Origin of the sequence: Pseudomonas sp. S4_EA_1b, from assembly GCF_016307435.1 — a bacterium.
In the GTDB taxonomy this organism is placed as follows: Bacteria; Pseudomonadota; Gammaproteobacteria; order Pseudomonadales; family Pseudomonadaceae; genus Aquipseudomonas; species Aquipseudomonas rhodesiae.
This window is the reverse complement of record NZ_JAEILC010000080.1, coordinates 11,313-30,472: the sequence shown is the minus strand read 5'-3', so window position 1 is coordinate 30,472 and position 19,160 is coordinate 11,313. Positions and strand designations below refer to the sequence as shown.

Here is a 19,160-nt window from a genome sequence, read left to right as displayed (position 1 = left end):
TGTTTTGCGCGCTCGAAAAGTGTTGTAAAGCTTTTTCCTTTTCCTCCACCGTCGATATAAAGCTCCGCTACGACGTCATGAGGAGCTGATTGTCTCGTGACAAAAACACCATTGAGTACCGTTGAAGAAATCGATGCAAAGCGTCCCTGCATTTTTGGTAAGGTGCAGCTCATTTTCAAAGGGACTTATCTTCATTCGCAGGACGCGGCAACGATCTTTTTCAAAGAGATGCTGTAGAAATGCCTGAAGTGATACCGATCAAGGACCACGAGAAAGAGAATCGTCTGGTCAACAAACGCCTGCTTGCCTGTGCATTGCTGGTCATTGGCATTACTTGTGCCCTAGTGGGCCGTATGTATTTTTTGCAGGTGGTGCAGTTCGACTATCACTCTACGATCTCCGAAAACAATCGCGTCCACGTCCTGCCTATCACTCCCACCCGTGGACTGATCTATGACCGCAACGGTGTAGTGCTTGCCGACAACCGCCCCAGCTATAACCTGACGATCACCCGCGAGCGCACCACAGACCTTAAGGGGGAGCTGGACACGATCATCGACTTACTGCACTTGCCTACTGAAGATCGCGCATTGTTCGACAAAGCCCTCAAGCAAGCGCGCCACCCTTTCGTTCCGGTGACCTTGTTTTACGAACTCACCGAGGAACAGATCGCGGTGCTGGCTGTGAATGAGTTCCGCCTACCCGGGGTTGATGTGGAACCACAATTCGTTCGACATTACCCCCTGGGTCCGCATTTTGCTCATTCCATTGGTTACGTAGGCCGGATCAACGAGAAGGAGTCCAAGAACCTAGATTCTGTGGAATATCGCGGTACTCAGTCGATCGGCAAGACTGGAATCGAACGCTTCTACGAGTCCGAGCTGCATGGTCATGTGGGTTACGAAGAGGTTGAGACGAATGCTCAGGGCCGGGTGCTTCGCGTACTCAAGCACACCGACCCGGTCCCTGGAAAAAATATTGTCCTGAGCCTCGACGTCAAACTTCAGGAAGCAGCAGAGCAAGCCTTGGGGGATCGCCGTGGTTCGGTGGTTGCTCTCGATCCGCAAACCGGCGAAGTACTGGCCATGGTCAGCAAGCCAAGTTTCGATCCGAACCTCTTCGTCACCGGTATCAGTTTCAAGGAATATGCCGCACTGCACGACTCTATCGACCGGCCTTTGTTCAACCGTGTCCTTCGGGGTCTGTATGCGCCAGGCTCAACCATCAAGCCCGAGGTGGCCATCGCTGGTCTCGACAGCGGTGTCGTCACTGCCCAAACCCGCGTGTTCGACCCTGGTTACTACCAGCTCCCGGACTTTGACCACAAATACCGCAATTGGAACCACAGTGGCGATGGTTGGGTGGACATGGACGCAGCTATCATGCGTTCTAACGACACTTACTTTTATGACTTGGCCCACAAGCTGGGAATCGATCGCCTGCATGATTACTTGGCCGAGTTTGGCCTGGGTCAGAAAGTGTCCATGGATATGTTCGAAGAGTCAGCCGGGCTGATGCCTTCCCAGGCATGGAAGCGCGCCACACGCCGCCAGCCTTGGTTCCCCGGTGAAACGGTGATCCTCGGCATCGGCCAGGGCTACATGCAGGTCACCCCGTTGCAACTGGCTCAGGCCACCGCTTTGATCGCCAACAAGGGCGTGTGGAACCGACCGCACTTGGCCAAGACCATCAACGGTGTGCCGCCAGTAGACGAAAACCCCATGCCAAACGTTGTCCTTAAGGACCCGCGCGACTGGGAGCAGGTCAACCACGGTATGCAACTGGTCATGCACGACCCACGCGGCATCGCGCGGGCGGCCGCACAAGGTGCGCAGTATCGGATCGCTGGCAAGAGTGGTACCGCGCAGGTCGTGGCGATCAAACAGGGTGAGCGCTACAACCGCGAGAAAACGCTGGAGCGCCATCGTGATAACGCCTTGTTTGTAGGCTTTGCCCCAGCCGAGCATCCAAAAATTGTCATTTCGGTCATGATTGAAAACGGCGAGGCCGGTGGCCGTGTGGCAGGGCCTGTGGTGCGGCAGATCATGGATGCCTGGTTACTAGACCAAGAAGGACACCTTAAACCGCAATATGCAACACCTGCTAAAGGGCCCGGAGATCCTCACGTTTGAGTCATGGTTTCCATTCGCTCCAGCACTCTACGTCCTCGTAGGCCAGCCATGGTTTAGCCTGGGCGGTCCAGATTTGCGAGGTTGGCCTGACGCCTGGGTCATCATCCAGCGTTGCCACTCGCACGATGACATGAGGCTGATGCCCACGTTCAGCCATCAAATGAGAGCCGCACCGCGAGCAGAAATGCCTGTGCTTGCCCGGTGACGATTCGAAGGACGACAGCAGCTCCTGTCCCTGCGTCCAAACAAAGTGTTCCCGCATCACCCCGGCGGTGCTGACAAAGGGGGCCGCATGCACTTTGCGACAGCTGTCGCAGTGGCAGTGGCTGATAGGCATGTCCAGGCGGAGTACTTGATAGCGCACCGCCTTGCAAAAGCAACTTCCGTTGAGTGGGTCAGTCATAAGGTAGGGTCAGTTCATGGACGGGTCATCATCATTGCTTACAACTCCAGGTTGCGCATTGTTTGATGTCACCTACGGTCAATGGAGGAGGTGACTTATGCACGTATTAGATCGCATCGAGCGAAAAATCCTGCTCAACGCTTCACGTAAAAAAGTTTGGGACGCGCTGACAGATGCCGAGCAATTCGGCCAATGGTTTGGCATTGCTCTCAAGGGCAAGGCCTTTGTCGAGGGGGAGATCGTTGAGGCGCCGATCACCTACCCTGGTTATGAGCATGTCGTCTGGAAGGCCAGGATCGAACGAATACTGCCGCAGACCCTGTTCTCATTCAGTTGGCATCCGTTCGCGGTCGACGACACTATCGACTATGACAAGGAAAGCCCGACCCTGGTGGAGTTCACTATCGAGGACCATGCGCCCGGTATTCTGCTGCGGGTGGTTGAGTCAGGTTTCAACGAAATTCCCGATGCCCGTCGCCAGAAGGCGTTCAAGATGAATTCCCGAGGCTGGGACGAGCAAATGGGCAACATCGAGAACTTCCTCAAATGATGCCCACTGTGTATTTACTATCCGAAACTGTCTGACAAGGAGAGCGCCATGTCTGGCCAACGTCATTACCTCGGATTCATGCCGCCCTACATTCTCAATCGCCTGATTGATCATGGCTCCGAATGGCAGCGTTCGCGCGCATTGAAAACCCTGACGCACGTCCGTCAGTTCTTGCCCGCGACCGCTCGCCAATCCCAGGCGCCCGTGGCCGAGGCCCATCAGCCTGGTCAACTGCAGCGCAATATTTACGATGCTCAACACTTGACCGTGCTGCCTGGCGCGCTGGTTCGGGTCGAAGGTCAGCGTGCCAGCGGCGATGTCGCCGTAGATGAGGCGTACGATGCCTTGGGCGCCACCCATGACTTTTTCTGGCAGGTCTATGGTCGAGACTCTATCGACAACCGGGGCTTTGCGCTGGCCGGCACCGTGCACTACGGAGAGGGCTATGAAAATGCGTTCTGGAATGGGGCGCAAATGGTGTTTGGCGACGGCGATGGCGAGGTGTTCCAGCGGTTTACGCGCTCGCTCGACGTGGTGGCGCACGAACTCACCCACGGAGTCATCGAAAGCGAAGCGGGCCTGGTCTATCGCAATCAATCCGGGGCACTCAACGAGTCGATTTCCGATGTGTTCGGTGTGCTTACGCGTCAGTACGTCCTCAAGCAAACTGCAGAGCAGGCCGACTGGCTGATCGGCGCCGATCTGCTGACCGACAAGGTCAAAGGTAAAGGCCTGCGCTCGATGTCCCACCCTGGCACGGCCTATGATGATCCTGTGCTCGGCAAAGACCCGCAGCCTGCGCATATGGACGATTTCATCAATACCCAAGACGACAATGGCGGTGTGCACCTCAACTCCGGTATTCCCAATCGCGCGTTCTACCTGGTCGCCATAGCACTTGGCGGTTCGGCCTGGGAGCGGGCTGGCCAAATCTGGTATGACACCCTCTGCGACAAAAACTTGGACAACGACGCTAACTTTCAGGCCTTTGCTACTCTGACCGTACAACATGCCCACCAACGTTTTGGCACTGAAGCGGCTGATGCTGTGCGTAAAGCCTGGGAGGAAGTCGGCGTCGGTCCAGCAGGAGAATCACGCAATGAAAGAACTTCCGGCCTTGGGTAACGACGCCACCGTGCGCCTGTCCCGTCAGGGCGGCCAGGTGACCACCATGACCCGGCCGCGTGAAATCGAATTTGCTCAGTGCAATGTCGATGAGCGTGAGCAAATCTGCAATGTGCTGAACCGTTGCCTGCCGCAAACGTCGACGGATGTAGGCCGGGGCGATCAGCGCTTCTATCAGATTGAAGTTCGCTATCGCTCGGACAATCGCGACGATCAACTGCGTTTTACGGTACCGGAAGACCAGGCCTCGGAAGAGCTGAAGCGTTTATGGGACAAGGGCCAGGTGTAATAACCCTTCTGCATGAGTATTACTTTTCGCCCCGAAGCTCGCGCCGCGTAGAATCACCGGCTCAACGCGATTTCTGAGGTGCGGTACGGTGGATTTACAGCAGGGTTTTGTCCTGACCCGGCATTGGCGCGATACCCCGGCCGGCACGGAGGTCAGCTTCTGGCTGGCCACCGACCAGGGGCCACGGTACATCCGTCTACCCGTTCAGACCTCCGTGATGTTTATCCCTGAAGCCCATCGCAAGCCGTTGGATTGGCTGCTCAAGGGGGAGCGCGATGTCGAGTTGCGCCCGCTGCAGCTGTGTGACTTCCATCACCGCCCCGTCCTCGGTCTGTATACCCGCCAGCATCGCCAGTTGATGGACCTGGAAAAACGCCTGCGTGCCGCGGGCGTCGATGTGTACGAAGGCGACGTACGGCCTCCTGAGCGCTACATGATGGAGCGTTTCATCACTGCGCCCGTGTGGTTCGGTGGTACGCCGCAGGCCACGGGCGTGCTGTCGGACGCCCAGATGAAACCCGCGCCGGACTACCGCCCGCCGCTCAGGCTGGTGTCCCTGGATATCGAGACCACCGCCCAGGGCGAGCTGTATTCCATCGCCCTGGAAGGCTGCGGCGAGCGCCAGGTGTATATGCTCGGGCCGCCCAATAAGACCGACGCCGTGGACTTCAAGCTCGACTATTGCGACAGCCGCGCTCAGTTGCTCGAACGTCTCAATGCGTGGCTGGCCACTCATGACCCCGACGCCATCATCGGCTGGAACGTGGTGCAGTTCGACCTGCGGGTGCTCCATGAGCACGCCCAGCGCCTCAATGTGCCCTTGCTGCTCGGGCGCGGTGAAGAGGCCATGAGCTGGCGTGAGCATGGCAGTCGCAACCATTACTTCGCGGCGGCGCCGGGACGCTTGATCATTGACGGCATCGAAGCGCTGCGCTCGGCGACCTGGAGTTTCGAATCGTTCAGTCTGGAAAACGTTGCGCAAACCTTGCTGGGCGAAGGCAAGGATATTTCTACGCCGTACCAGCGCATGGACGAAATCAACCGCATGTTCGCCGAGGACAAGCCCGCCCTGGCGCGCTACAACCTCAAGGACTGCGAGCTGGTAACGCGGATTTTCGAGAAAACCGAACTGCTCAAGTTCCTGCTGGAGCGTGCCAGTGTCACCGGGCTACCGGCTGACCGCAGCGGCGGCTCCGTCGCCGCATTTACCCACCTCTACATGCCGCTGATGCACCGCGCAGGCTTCGTCGCACCGAACCTGGGCGATAAGCCGCCCCAGGCCAGCCCTGGCGGTTTCGTCATGGACTCACGTCCCGGCCTCTACGAGTCGGTACTGGTGCTGGATTACAAAAGCCTGTACCCGTCGATCATTCGCAGTTTCCTGATCGACCCGGTGGGCCTGATCGAAGGCCTCAAACACCCTGATGACCGCGAATCGGTGGAAGGCTTTCGCGGTGCGCGGTTTTCCCGCACGCGCCATTGTCTGCCATCGATTGTCGCGCGCGTGGCTGAAGGGCGCGAAGCGGCCAAGCGCGAACACAACGCACCGCTGTCCCAGGCCCTGAAAATCATCATGAACGCCTTCTACGGCGTGCTCGGCTCCAGCGGCTGTCGGTTCTTCGACACGCGTCTGGCCTCCTCGATCACCCTGCGCGGTCACCAGATCATGCGTCAGACCCGCCAATTGGTTGAGGCCCAGGGCTATGAAGTGATCTACGGCGACACCGACTCCACCTTCGTGTGGCTCGGCCGTGCGCATTCCCAGGAGGATGCCAGCCGCATCGGCCAGGCGCTGGTCACGCATGTCAACGATTGGTGGCGCGAGCACCTGAGCACCGAATTCGGTTTGCAGAGCGCCCTGGAATTGCAATACGAAACCCACTTCACGCGCTTTCTGATGCCTACCATTCGCGGCGCGGAGGAGGGCAGCAAGAAGCGCTACGCCGGCCTAGTCATGCGCAGCGATGGTCACGAAGAGATGATCTACAAGGGCCTTGAGACCGTGCGCAGTGACTGGTCGCCCCTGGCGCGACAGTTTCAGCAAGAGCTTTACCGCCTCATCTTTGACCGCAAGCCGCACCAAGCGTACATCCGCGATTACGTGCGTAGAACCTTGAGCGGCGAACTCGACGAGTTGCTGGTCTACCGTAAACGCCTGCGCCGCCGCCTGGACGATTACGAACGCAACGTCCCGCCCCATGTGCGAGCGGCGCGTTTGGCAGACGATTACAACGACCGCCTGGGTAGGCCGCGCCAGTACCAGCGTGGCGGCTGGATCAGCTATGTGATCAGCGTCAATGGGCCTGAACCGCTGGAAGTGCGCCAGGCGCCGATTGACTACGATCACTATGTCACCCGCCAATTGCAGCCGGTGGCCGACGCGATTCTGCCGTTCGTAAATGATGATTTCAGTACGTTGGTCGGCGGGCAGATGGGGCTGTTCTAAAACACTTGCGATGCACGGTCGGGCGTGTGCACGCTTGGGGCTCCGTCATAAAGGAGAGGCCATGATGTATACGCTCTACGGCACCGACGAATCCGGCTCATGCATGATCGAAATCGCCTTGCAGCGTTGTGCAGTACCGTGGCATCGGGTGGACGCCAGCTCCTGGCACGACGGCGAAGGCAGCGAGGTCCTGGCGCGTATCAACCCGCTCAAACAGATCCCGACGCTGGTGATGCCCGATGGTCAGGTACTGACGGAAAGCGCCGCCATCCTGATTCATCTCGGCCTGGCATTCCCCGACGCGCACCTGCTGAGCGGCGACCGCGCGCAGATCATCCGGGGCCTGGTTTATATCGCGGCCAATTGCTACTCGGCGATCGGCATCATCGATTACCCACAGCGTTGGTTGGGTGACGCGCCCGAGGCGGTGCAAACGCAACTGGTCTGTGGCACACGCCGTTATCTGCATCAAGCCTGGGTGGTATTCGCCGAACAGTTTGCCGAGCAGTTGTTTGCCAACAACGGTGAGCCCAATGCCTTGGGCATCATGGCGGCGGCGGTGTCGCGTTGGGACGCCGCGCGGGAGGCGTTGAGCGCCGTAGCGCCAGGCTTTGCGCGCACCTTGGCGCGTGTGGATGCCGACCCCGGCGTGGCGCCCGTGTTCGCCCGGCATTGGCCGCAGTGGACGGCGTCGTGATGATTCTGCAATCAGGCGAAACAATCCCTGCAGCCCCACTCAACCCCTTGCGTCACGGGCGTCCTGACCTACTCTTTCTCAAAGTGCCGTAGGAATCATCCTTGAATTTGACTGTCGCAGACATGAAACTCAAGAACCCTGCATGAAATTCAAAGGAGGTGCGCATGCTCATCCGGTCGCTGACCCTGGCTACCTTGATGGCGTTTACGGGGCCGCTGTTGGCGGCTGAGGATATCAACCCGCTCAAGCAGGATTTGGGCAAGGCCCGGCCGCTGGTGGTGGTGGAGCTTGATTCCGGCAACGATACGTTGGCCAAACTCAAGAAAGAGCTGGACGAGCCGGCCATCAAGCAGTCCTTTGAAGAACGCAGCATGGTGTTCTACACCGTCAAGTTCGGCAGTATCGGAGCTGAAGGTGAGAAGTTCGCCAAAGACCCGAAAGACAACAAGAAACTCACCCCGCCGGAAACCAATGCATTGATCCGCGCCCTCAAGCTCGGCGCCGGCAGCGGCACCAAAGTGATTCTGGTGGGCAAGGACGGCGAGAAGAAACTTGAGAAGACCGTGCCGCCGGACACCCTCGATCTCAAGGAATTCTTCAGCACCATCGATCAGATGCCCATGGCGGAAAAAGAAGCCGCGGCGGCTCCTGAGCCCCAACCTGCGGCGCCTGCCCCGGCTCCGGCCAAGGGCGCCAAGCCTGCTAAACCCGGTAGCAAACCCGCGGTGCAACCATTGGACGATTGATGTCGGCAGGAGCGAGCGTGCTCGCTCCAACCGCTATGCCCGCTGTTTGCGCAGCGGAAACGGAAAATAGAAGAACCGCAGGAATGCCACGCGCTTGATCACCTCCCCGATCAACAACGGCGCGATCACCGCCACCCCAAACCCGATACACGCCGCGACGAATTCATGCAGCCCCAGGCGCACCAGCAGGTCGACCGTCTTGTGCTGGATCTCGCCATGGAAGATCAGCAGGATCAACGTGGATTGACCGATGTAGGTCATCATCCGCGTGAGCAGGGCCGATACCATGATCACCTTCGCCAAAGCCCAGCACAGGTACACGCCGATCAGCGCCAGCAGGCTGGTCCACAGCCAGTGGTCGTAGCGACGTTGCGCCAGGTCCATGGTGGCGTGGCTGTAGAGGAACACCGCGGCGAACAGCACCACCGACACCAGCAGCGTCAGCCATGAGCCGGCGTGGGTACGTAGCCAGTCGCGCAATAGGTAGCCATACACGAAACAGGCGCTGCTGATCAGCGTGACGTCGAGGCTGAAGGGCAAGCCGGGCAGCACCCACGTGTGCTCGCCGAGCGTCACCGGCAGTTGCCAGAACCACGGCAGCATCCAGATGCCCAGCAGCAGCGGTACGATCATCGCCGCGCAACTCACAGCCAGCGGTAAACGTTGAATCAGCCGCAGCAGCAACCAACTGAACAGAATCGCCACCCAGAAATGCGGCAAAAACCACAGCGCCTGCCAGGGGATTGTGGCCACCGTGGCATACAGCACGCCGCCGATATCCGGCAGTAACGGTTGGCCGCGCAGTACATCGCGCACGATCACGTACACCAGCATGGTGAAGAAAAACGGTTTGAGCAGACCATCGGCCTTGCGCAGCGCCATCTCCACAAATGGCTGTTCCGGTTTGAAAAACACCCCGGACAGAAAGAAAAACAATGGCAACACAAACGACGCCAGGATCGGATACAGCAGATCGGGCGACTTGGCGACGAACCAACTGTGGGCATACACGATCACCAGGATGCCGATGCCTTTGGCGATGTCCATTTGGATCCAGCGATGTTTCACCTCAGTGCTCCCATTCGATCACACCCAATCTCATGCTTTACGCCACGGCTTGAGCCATAGCCCCAGGCCCACCAGCACCACGGCGCCGGCCAGTGTGCTTAGCCCCAACTGCAGCCATGCGCCCTGCACCGGGAACAGCAGCAGCGCCGCCAGGCCCAGTGCCAGCGCGCTTAGCAGCCAGTGGCGCATCCACGGCACCTCGGCGAGTAAACCCTGGCGCTGCATCAGCAGCAGCGCGGTGCAGATCACCCCGGCCAGTGCGGCCAAAGGGATGCCCGCCAGACCAAACACGAAGGGCAGGGCGCCCAGTAACAGCACATTGACCAGGCTGCCCAGCAGCTCGCAGCGCAGCGGCTGGCGTGTGTCGCCAGCGGCGTAGGCGTAGCGCGCGAGCAAGGCGTTCCAGGCGCCGAACACTAGCGGCACGGCAAACCAAGCCAGCAGCAGCGGCAGTGGCGAATCCATCGCGTGCTTGGGCAGCAGCAGCGTGACCAGGCTCGTCGCGGCGGCCACCAGGCCGACGCCGGCGGGCAGGGTCAGCACGCTGGCGGTCTCCAGGCCGCGCTTGAGCAAGGCCAGGCGCTCATCGCCTTGACGCTGGCTCATCATGCCCAGCAGCACCTGGTTGAGGCTCATCAGTGCAATCAGCGGCAGGTTCATCAGCTTGCGCGCCAGGTTCACCCAGGTCACAGCGCCTTCCCCCAGCAGCGATGCCACCAGGCGTTCAATCAAGGCCAGGCCCTGGCTGGCGCCGTTACTCAACAACAGCGGGCCGATGCGCTGGCCCAGTTCGCGTAAAGGCGCAAGTCTCAGTTGCCAGCACCATGGGCGCCAACCCTGGCGCCAGATCGATGGCAACAACGCCAGCGGCATCAGCAGGCTGCCGACCAGGCACGCCAAGGCCAACGACTGCGGCTGCGTGGCGCTGCCCGCGAGAGCGAGGTAGGCCACCGGCGGCAGGTTGAATAGCAACGACCCCAGCCCCGCCAGCACAAAGCGTTCGTTGGCTTGCAACGGAATACTGAACAAGGCGTGCAGCAGCAACCCCGGCACGCACCACGCAACGATCTGCAAATTATTGCCGGCCAGGGCGGCGGCACCGGCGGCCAGCCCCGGCCCCAGTATTTGCACCAGCCACGGCGCCAACAGCATCAGCAGCAGACTGGTCAGCAATGCAATCAGCAGCAAGGCCGGAAACAACACCGCCAGCCAATCCGCTCGCTCAGCATCCTTGCGCGCCAGGAACAGCGGCAGGGCGGCGGCACTCAGCACGCCACCGGCCAGGGACATGCGCAGCGCTTCGGGCAGGAACAACGCGATCAGGAACGCATCGCTACGTTCGCCCGCGCCCCACGCCGCTACCAGCAGCCATTCGCGCGCAAACCCCAGGCATAAGCCCAAGAGGGTCGCCACGGTCAGCCATGCGGCGGAGCCGAGCATCAGGAGTGGGCGCCATCAAGCAGCGGCTTGCCGTAAGCCACACGCTTGACCTGCGGCACGCGCGCCGGAAACAGCCGCCGCGCCTCCAGTACATTGATCCCCACCATCAGCCAGAACAGCGCCACCATCACTACCGCAAAACTGAAGTAGTGATCGAACAAGCCGCTGACCAGCGCCGCCAGGATCCCGGCCGTAGTACCCAACCACAGGGCATTGTCCTTGGTCAGGCGAATCGGGCCTTTATCCGGGCGCGCTTCACGCCACCAGCGCACGGTCACCGCGATGAACAGCAGCATGCCCACCAGACCAATCTTGTAGATGTAATTGAGCCACAGGTTGGAGATCCCCAGCAGGTGCGAACCGGGCACCGGTGGGTCGGCCTTGAACCCGATACCCAGGGGATACGCCGCCACCGCCTGCGGGAACATGCGGTACTCGTCGAAGCGCACCTCCGTACTGGCATTGCTCGACGAAAAGATGGTTGCCAGGCGATCCTGCAACGGCGGATAGGCCAGCACCAGCGCTACTGTCAGCGCGGCGCCGATCATCAGCAGGCGCCCGGTGTACGGCACTCGCCGCGTGGCCATCCAGATCAAAACCAACGCCAGGCTGACCATCGCGCCACGGCTGCTGGCCAGCAGCAGCGCCGCCGCGCCGAGGCACGCCACGCCCAGGCCGAGGGCGCGTTTCCAGCCTTGCTCGGTCATGCCGAAGCAGAATGCCAGAGGCAACAGCAAGGCCATGATCCCGCCGATGGCATTCGGGTGGGTCCAGGGCGAACCCATACGCGACGACATGGCTTCCAGCCCGAACTTGAGCATGTCGAAGTTGGCGTAGTTGAACATCGCCAGGATCGGCGCAATGCCGGCACCGGAGCGGGTGCGCACGAACACGGCGATGGACAGTAGCAACATCGCCAGGGTGCCCAGCAGCAGTGCGATCACCAGGGCTTCGCGGTGTTTGCGCTGCACCAGCAGTTTGGCGGCGAGAAATACCCCCGACAGGTTCAGCAACCAGCGCAGCCAATTGGCTACGCCACTGGTGTCGGCCTGGATGGTGACCTGGCCGACGATAAACGGAAACACGCTGAACAGCATCAGCCACAGCAGCATCTGGTCGGTCGGCCGCGACGCCAGGCTCGGCGTGGCGGGCAGGCGCGCCAGCAAGCTGTGCCACAGGATCGCGCCCCAGGTCAGGGCCAGGATCGCTTCGCTGACCGTACTGCGGATGCCCAGATTGACGGTGGAGTACGGCATGAACGTCGCCAGCCCCGCAAACAGCAGCAAGCCCCATAACGGGAAGCGCAAAATGGTCACCACGCCCGCCAGGCCAATCACCGCCAGGAATGCCTTGGCCGGTGACAGCAACAAGGTCAGGGCGCCAAACAGCAGGCCGAAAAGGATCGCGACGAGGCTTGCCAGATTCACTCTCACTTCAGTTCCTCAATCAGGTCGGCCAAGCGCTGGCGATATGCCTGGTGATTGAAGCGCTCGGCCCAAAGGCGGCGTTCCTCCGCTGAGTCCTCAGCGGGCCGTTGGCTCAGGCTGAGCATCAACTGCACCAGCGCCGGGCCGTCGGAGGGGGAGAAACGCGGTGCGGTCGGCGGCGTGATTTCATCCAGCGAGGTGCCGCTGGCCACCGCCACCGGCGTGCCGACGCTCAGCGCTTCGATCACCGGCAGGCCGAAGCCCTCGGCATATGAGGGTTGCCATAGACGTAAGGCATGGCGGTACAGCGCATGCAGCTCGCCATCCGACACGCCGCTCAAGGCCCTAATGCCGGGCAGGCTACGCTGGGCCTCGGGCAAATGATCGAGGCTGCCCACCAGCACCAGTTCCGGCACTGCGGGTGATTGGCGTCGCGCCTGCTGCCATGCGTCCACCAAAAATGGCACGTTTTTGCGCAACTCGCGGGTGCCCACCAGCAACCAATAGCGCGCGGGCAACTGGCGCGCCGTGAGGTCGGCGGCCAGCGCGGAAAACCCGTCGACCTGATTGGGCAGCACGCGGATCTTGCCCGTAGCCTTGGGAAACAGCCGCGCGGTTTCGTCGGCGCTGTACTGCGAGGGGGTCCACACCCGATCGGCGCTATGCACCGCATAGGTGATCGACAGGCGATCGCTGGTCTTGTAGATCAGCGCCTTGAGGCGGTTGGCGTGGTAGTTCTGCAGGGTGATCTGGAACAGGTCATGCAGCAGCACCACGGTACGCAAACCCGGTGGTTTGGGCGGCAGCGGCAGGCCCATATTGAACGTGCTGATATACAGGTCGATGTGCTGCTCGCGTAGCGCCCTCGGCAGAAAACCGGCTTCGAAGCGCAGGCGATTGTGTGGCTGGTGCATGGCGGTTTTTGCGCAGCCCCAGGCCGGGCAGTGGGCCTGCAAGCGCGCTTCGTCGCCCAGGGGCGCCACGGTGAACCGTTCGAGTTCGAGGCCCGGCAGGCTGTACAGTGCGCTTTCCAGCGCATACACCTGGCGGCTGATGCCCGATTGCGGCGATGTACCAACGGTGCGGTAATCCAGGCCTATACGCATGCGGGTGCCTCGTGCGGGTGCGGCAACAGCGTGGCATAGACACGCTCCAGCTGGCTGGCGGCAACGCTCCAATCATGGGCGCGGCGCACATAGGCGCGGCCGGCGTCGCCCATCGCGGCGGCGGCCTCCGGGTGCTGCAGCAGGCGCACCACGGCATCCGCCAGGCCGGTCGCGCTTTGCCCTCCGAGGTAGTCCAGACCTTCCACCAAATCCAGCCCCGACACACCTTGCTCGGTGCTCGCCAAGGGCAGGCCGGCGGCCAGGGCTTCGAGTACCTTGAGCTTAGAACCGCCACCGTGGCGCAGCGGCGCGAGGAACACCGAACAGCTCGATTGCAGGTGCAGCAGGTCCGGCACAAAGCCTTGCCATTCGATGCGCGAGTCCGGCCAGCGCGCGCGCCAACTGCCAGGCATGCCGAAGCCGCACACGCTCATGCGCGCCTCGGGGCAACACTCCCAGACCTTGGGCAGAATCTCGTCCAGCGCCCACTCGATGGCATCCACATTCGGCGCATATTCGTAGTTGCCCAGGAACAACACGCGCTGGGTCGAAGGGTCGGGATGGGCGCCAGCAAAGTGGCCGCAGTCCACGCCATTGACCACTACCGCCACCGGTTTGCCGGCGATGCCTTCCAGCACCTGGGCATCGCTGGGGGTAACGGCCACCACTTGGGCGGCCTGGCGCATCACCCGCTGCTCCCAACGCTGATAGCGCCATTGGTCGTAGCGGATGAAGGGCAGCGACCAGCGCGGCAGACGGTCGTAGGTCGCGGCGCCGAGGGCCGATTCCACATTGTGTTCGGTCAGCACAAAAGGCTGGGACAGTCGAGCCAACGTCTGCTCGTAGGGCTCAAAGGTATAGGAATGCTCGATCTGCACCACGTCCCACGGCTCTTTCAGCAATTGCTCGAAGCGCTTTTGCAGCGGCCCCGACAAACCGTTGACGCTGGCCAGCAACGGGTAGGGCGCGAACAATCCCGCCACCAAGGTCTTGAGGCTGCGCAACGGGCGGCGCGGCAGAATGATCACTTGTTCGAGAAACGTCTCCAGCATTTGGCGGTCGGCTGGCGCCACCGGGTGTTTGTCGTGCAGCAGCAAGGTGATCCGATGCCCGCGCGCGGCCAGGCTGCGCAGCAGGTGGAACTGGCGCGTCTTGCCGCCGCTGGTGGCGGGCCAGGGCGAGTAGGGCAGGATCCATAAAATGCGCATGGCCGTTTCTAGTCCCATAACAGAATTTGCAGGTTCGGTTTGACCGCTACGGTCAGCCCTTGTGTGCCGCTGACCGGAGTTTGCGTGCCGCGCAACGGGTCATACAGGGTGGCGCGGGCCAAACCGGGCAAGTGCGCGTTACCGCCCTTGGCCGACCAGAAGAACCATAGCTTGCGCCCGTCCGCGCGGGTCCAGCCGATGCTGAACAGGCCATCGGGCAGGCGCTCGGCGTTGGGCGGGTCGGCGGGAGTGAGCGTGGGCCCGCTGACGTCAAGGAAGTTCTTCAGCGCGGTGTAGACCGGCTTGGGGTTGGCGTCGATGTCCAGCAAGCCGTAGGACTGATCGCGCACGCTGGCGCGTTGGTCGAGGTCGCTGAGGGTGAACAGGAAAATCCTGTCGTAGTCCAGCGCGCTCATCAGGGCCAGGCGCCGCACCACGTAATCGGCCTGAGTTTGCGCTGAGATAAGGTCCTGTGCGTCCTTGGGCCCTTTGTACGTCGACCAGCCCCACTCGGTACTCCACAAGGTCTGGACACCGCTGTTGCGCAGGGCTCGGTTGAGCTGGGTGGTCTTGGCGACAAAGTCCAGGTTGGCCGGGTCGTTGCCTTCGGGCAACTGGGTGTACGGGTGGTACGAAATGACCGTGTTCAGGCTGGCCACGCCCAGCGCGCCGAGGGCGTCGAGCATGGACTGGCCGTTGGGCATCTCGCCGAAGAACGCCATGCCGGCGGCCACCACCGGTTTGCTCGGGTTGACCGTGCGTAGCGCCGTCGCGGTGATCGTCAGCAGCCTGGCATACCCGGCCGGGTCTGCCACCGGGCGCCAGAAGCCCAGCAGGTTCGGCTCGTTCCACACTTGCCAGGCGTTAACGCTGGGGTAGCGCTGCGACAGCAACAGCATGCGGTTGGCGAATACGTTCGGGTCTTTGGGCGGGTACTGGTCCTGATAGGGCGCGCCGACCGGTGCGGTGGTTGCGAAGGGCGCGGACCCGACCAGATAGAACACCGACTTGAGTTGGTTGTCTTGCAGCTTCTGCACCAACTGATCCAGGGTCGCCACCCGGTATTGACCCTCGACGGGCTCCAGTTGGTCCCAGTGCAAGTCCAGGCGCACCCACTCCAGACCGAGCGCCTTGAGACGGTCGATCTGCTTTTGATAGCGCTCGGGGCTGAACCATAGGAACTGTGCGTTCACCCCAAGAAAATCCCTCCACACCACCGGCTTGCCGGCCTTGAGCACATGGCTTTCGGCATCCGCCGGACGGCCCCAGAAAAACGCCGTCAGGCTCAAGGCTGCAACGACGGCCAGGCTGGCGAGGTAGGTGCGTTTACGCGCCATGGCGGGCTCCTGCGATGGCTTGACCGAACAGTTCGACGAATTTTTCCGCAGTCAGAGGCCACAAACGCTGGCGTCCGATTTCCCCGGCGCGTTCGGCCCAGTCCCGGGCCAGCAGCGGTTGACGCGCCAGCCTCAGAAGCTGCTCGCTCAGCGCGGCCACATCGCCCTCGGGATAGATCGCCCCGTTGCCGCTGGCCACTTCCTCGGCAAAGGCGCGGGCATCGGAAGTGATCGCGCCGCGCCCGCAGGCGGTGGCCCAGGACAGCGCACCACTGGTGCCACGCTGGCGCCCCAGCAGGCCGAGTTTTTTCGACTCGCGATAAGGCAACACCATTACATGGTGATCTTGGATGGTCTGAGCGATCTGCTCAGCCGGCAGGTTCAGTTGCCAGTCGACGGCATCGGCCAGGCCCAGTGCGACGATCTGAGCGTTGAGCTGTTCCAGGTAGTTGCCGCCCGCGCCGAAAGCCATCTCCGGCGCGGTGCCGCCGGCCAGGCTCAGGCGCACCCGTTCGCGCAACTGCGGGTCTTGTTTGAATACGTGCGCCAGCGCCTGAACCAGGTCTTCGATGCCCTTGCCTTGGTAGATAAACCCAAAGTACAGCAGGCGCAGAGGCTCCAGCGGCGGCAGCGCAACCGCGTCGATGGCCAGGTTGGCATGGTTGATCACCGCCACTTTGCCGGCGGGCAATTGCATGCGCTGGCTCAGGCACCCCGCGCCCAGACGAGTAAGGGTAATCAGACGCGTAAGGCTTTGGGCCACCTGACGTTCTTCGCGCAGGGTCAAGGGATCGGCCAACACCACGGCCGCCTGAGGCATCGGGCTGGGCAGGCGCTCCAACAGATTCAACGGAAATGGCAGATGCTCGCGTCGCCAAACCATTCGTTCCGGGTCGTGTACGGTGGCGGTCAGGGGCAATCGCGGGTAGGCCTTGCGCAGTTCACGCAAGGCCAGGAATTCCCCCAGGCGTCCGCCGCCCAGCTCGGCGTGCACCAAGTCCACGGTGTGCCAATCAAAGGCGCTGATGGCCGACCTGATTGCATCGCTGTTGCCCGCCACGCCCGCCAGCGGGGTCAGCACCGTCACGCCACGCGCTTGGAGTGCCGTGCGGAAATGGTTCGCGTAGTCGGCGATGCCATTTTTCTCCGGCGGCAGCGGCGCGAGCAGGGCGATACGCATCAGAACGCTCCCCGGTATTTGGCGATGGTCTTGAGTACTTTGGACGGCACTTCGAACTTGCGCCGGTTGATGATGATGCCGTCGACTTTGCCGAACGCAGTGTTGAGGATCGATAGCGCATGCTCGACCACCGGCACCGTGCTCTTCTGGGCTTCCACCACCAGTGCGATCAGGTCGGCGCGGCGCAGTGCGATGAACGCATCGCGGTTGTCCAGCAGGGCCGAGGCGTCTAGCAGCACCACTTCGCCCGGCGCCGCCGGCTCAGCGCCGCCGACCCGTACGTTGATGCCGTTTTCATCGAGTAGCTGGCGCAATTGTTCGACCACAAAGGTCACACCTTCGCCATGTCGCGCCGAGGTCAGGCCCAGCGTCAGGCCCTGTTCGGCGATGCGGTCCGGGCGCAACAGGCTGTAGAGCCGGTAGATGCTCGCATTGAACGCGTTGGTGCCTTGCGCGGTGCTGGTGTCCAGTTCCGGCAGGGTGGTCCACAACGGCAGGCCGAACTTGCGTTCCACCAATCCACCGTCGTGGATGCGCTGATCCAGCAGGTAGCACAGGTACACCACCAACAGGCCGACGACGATGGCGAACGGAACCGCCAGCACCAGCATCACCAGGGTTTTGGGGAAGATCCGCCCAGGGTTGAGGGTGGCTTCTTCGATCACCGCGATATTGCTGATCTGGCTGTTGTCCAGCTCACGGTCGATGCGCGATTTCTCCAGGTTGTCGACGTACAACGCGTAGTTACGCTCGGTGGCGCTCAGCTCGCGGGCCAGGCGGGTCAGTTCCGGTTCAATCTCCAGGGCTTGCTTGCGTTGGCCTTCAAGGTTGGCCAGTTGCTTCTGTTGCTGGGTCAGTTGGGTGCGCAGGGCGCGATTGTTGCTCGACTCGTCCAGCAGCACCCGCTGCAAGTGGATTTCCAGGGTGTTAGGCGCGCGGTTCTCGGAGCTTTGCACCGTGTTGCTCTCGCTGGCGACCTGGGCCTGCATGGCCTTGATCGACGCGTCCAGGGCTTTGACCGGCGGCGCGTTATCAGTGTAGGTGCGCATCATGTCGGCCTTTTCCAGCAGCTTCTGGTTGAGTAGGCGGCGCAGGTCCTGCTGCTGCGGGTTGAGTGCGATCTGGCGCACCGTGGTGACTTCCTTGGGCTGGCTCTTGAGCTGGTTGCGGGTGCTCTCGATGGCGCTGTCGGACGAGGCGATCAGACGTGTGGTGTTGAACACCTCGCCACGCAGCACATTGATGCGCTCGGACAAATCCTCCAGGCGATCGGTGATGCTCGCCGCGCCGATTTGATTCAGGTGCGTGAGGATCTGCTGCTTGTAGCTCTTGATCTCGGTGGCGCTGTTGGACACCTGCCCCTCGTAGAAGGCATAGAGACTTTTGCGCCCCAGGGCCTGGGTGCGTTCGCTGATATAGGTTTCGACCCAGTGCTTGACCACCTCTTGGGCAATCTGCGGATCGCCCCAGGTGAAGGTGATGTCCATCACCGTGGAGCCGGCGGCATGGCTGACGTCAAAGTTCTTTTCCAGGCTGGCGGCGAGGCGTTCCACCGGGGTGGTTTTTTCCACGATGCCGACGGTTTCCAGCACCACGCGCAGGCCGTCGAACACCGCGCCGATGGCGCTCTTGACGTAGTACTTGATGCGCTTCCAGGCGCCTTCCGGCGGCGGTGCGTTATTGATTACCTCCAGGTAGTGCTCGGCCACCGCGCGCACGATCGGCCGCCCGGTCAGCAGGCGCTCCTCGTCGACGATCGGGTCGCGCTGGGTGCTGGGCATGACCAGCGCCTGGCGGTTGCTGATCTCGATCGGCAGCGTCGAGTCACGCCCCGGCTTGACCAGCAGGCGCGCGGTGGATTCGTACTTGGCCGGCAGCAGGAATGCCCCCAGCAAAATGATCAGCAGCGCGGCAAGGGCCGCCAGTTTGAACTCGTGGCGGAAGATGAAGAACAGGCGCAGAAGATCGCGGAAAGAACGGATCTCGATCATGGGATGTCGCTCCTT

General features: G+C 61.7%; 16 protein-coding genes. 7 read left to right on the top strand and 9 right to left on the bottom strand.

Annotated elements, in window-relative coordinates; all coding sequences use genetic code 11:
• The first annotated feature begins 239 nt into the window (after positions 1-239).
• Positions 240-2,132, top strand: a complete 1,893-nt coding sequence (mrdA, locus tag YA0848_RS23460) for a penicillin-binding protein 2 (protein WP_034096798.1) — start codon at positions 240-242, stop codon at positions 2,130-2,132.
• Position 2,133: 1 nt separating this feature from the next.
• Here the strand turns inward: mrdA and YA0848_RS23455 are convergent, their stop codons facing one another.
• Positions 2,134-2,535: a GFA family protein gene (locus YA0848_RS23455; RefSeq protein ID WP_080758705.1), complete on the bottom strand. Its 402-nt coding sequence runs from the start codon at positions 2,533-2,535 to the stop codon at positions 2,134-2,136.
• Between the two features lie 97 nt (positions 2,536-2,632).
• Here YA0848_RS23455 and YA0848_RS23450 point away from each other — a divergent pair, with 97 nt between their 5' ends.
• From YA0848_RS23450 to YA0848_RS23425, 6 genes are all read left to right on the top strand, one after another.
• A complete protein-coding gene (locus tag YA0848_RS23450; RefSeq protein ID WP_034096800.1) occupies positions 2,633-3,085 on the top strand; it encodes an SRPBCC family protein in 453 nt (150 codons plus the stop codon).
• 48 nt (positions 3,086-3,133) lie between these two features.
• Positions 3,134-4,210, top strand: coding sequence for a M4 family metallopeptidase (locus YA0848_RS23445; RefSeq protein WP_034096801.1), 1,077 nt, complete (start codon positions 3,134-3,136; stop codon positions 4,208-4,210).
• A complete protein-coding gene (locus YA0848_RS23440) occupies positions 4,185-4,499 on the top strand; it encodes a protealysin inhibitor emfourin (RefSeq protein WP_034096802.1) in 315 nt (104 codons plus the stop codon). Before YA0848_RS23445 ends, YA0848_RS23440 begins: the two co-directional genes overlap by 26 nt.
• Before the next feature lie 88 nt (positions 4,500-4,587).
• Positions 4,588-6,945 (top strand): DNA polymerase II, encoded by a 2,358-nt coding sequence (locus tag YA0848_RS23435; RefSeq protein WP_169903560.1) that lies wholly within the window; start codon positions 4,588-4,590, stop codon positions 6,943-6,945.
• 64 nt (positions 6,946-7,009) lie between these two features.
• A complete protein-coding gene (locus YA0848_RS23430) occupies positions 7,010-7,642 on the top strand; it encodes a glutathione S-transferase family protein (protein ID WP_034112901.1) in 633 nt (210 codons plus the stop codon).
• 164 nt (positions 7,643-7,806) lie between these two features.
• Positions 7,807-8,388: a DUF4174 domain-containing protein gene (locus YA0848_RS23425; RefSeq protein WP_034137672.1), complete on the top strand. Its 582-nt coding sequence runs from the start codon at positions 7,807-7,809 to the stop codon at positions 8,386-8,388.
• Positions 8,389-8,421: 33 nt separating this feature from the next.
• Here the strand turns inward: YA0848_RS23425 and YA0848_RS23420 are convergent, their stop codons facing one another.
• From YA0848_RS23420 to YA0848_RS23385, 8 genes are read right to left on the bottom strand one after another with little or no spacing between them, the layout of a single operon-like run.
• Positions 8,422-9,456: an acyltransferase family protein gene (locus YA0848_RS23420; RefSeq protein WP_034096805.1), complete on the bottom strand. Its 1,035-nt coding sequence runs from the start codon at positions 9,454-9,456 to the stop codon at positions 8,422-8,424.
• Positions 9,457-9,486: 30 nt separating this feature from the next.
• On the bottom strand, positions 9,487-10,896 hold the full coding sequence (locus tag YA0848_RS23415; RefSeq protein WP_169903561.1) for a lipid II flippase MurJ: 1,410 nt from the start codon (positions 10,894-10,896) through the stop codon (positions 9,487-9,489).
• Positions 10,896-12,323, bottom strand: a complete 1,428-nt coding sequence (locus YA0848_RS23410; protein ID WP_169903562.1) for an O-antigen ligase family protein — start codon at positions 12,321-12,323, stop codon at positions 10,896-10,898. Before YA0848_RS23410 ends, YA0848_RS23415 begins: the two co-directional genes overlap by 1 nt.
• A gap of 2 nt (positions 12,324-12,325) precedes the next feature.
• Entirely contained in the window at positions 12,326-13,429 is a 1,104-nt protein-coding gene (locus YA0848_RS23405; RefSeq protein ID WP_169903563.1) for a glycosyltransferase family 4 protein, read from the bottom strand.
• Positions 13,420-14,637 (bottom strand): glycosyltransferase family 4 protein, encoded by a 1,218-nt coding sequence (locus YA0848_RS23400; RefSeq protein WP_169903564.1) that lies wholly within the window; start codon positions 14,635-14,637, stop codon positions 13,420-13,422. Before YA0848_RS23400 ends, YA0848_RS23405 begins: the two co-directional genes overlap by 10 nt.
• 8 nt (positions 14,638-14,645) lie before the next feature.
• On the bottom strand, positions 14,646-15,974 hold the full coding sequence (locus tag YA0848_RS23395; RefSeq protein WP_169903565.1) for a GH39 family glycosyl hydrolase: 1,329 nt from the start codon (positions 15,972-15,974) through the stop codon (positions 14,646-14,648).
• Entirely contained in the window at positions 15,964-17,154 is a 1,191-nt protein-coding gene (locus YA0848_RS23390) for a glycosyltransferase (RefSeq protein ID WP_198712508.1), read from the bottom strand. Before YA0848_RS23390 ends, YA0848_RS23395 begins: the two co-directional genes overlap by 11 nt.
• The gene (locus tag YA0848_RS23385) at positions 17,154-19,145 is read right to left on the bottom strand and encodes a GumC family protein (protein ID WP_034096812.1); all 1,992 of its coding nucleotides are present in this window, start codon (positions 19,143-19,145) and stop codon (positions 17,154-17,156) included. Before YA0848_RS23385 ends, YA0848_RS23390 begins: the two co-directional genes overlap by 1 nt.
• Positions 19,146-19,160: the final 15 nt, after the last annotated feature.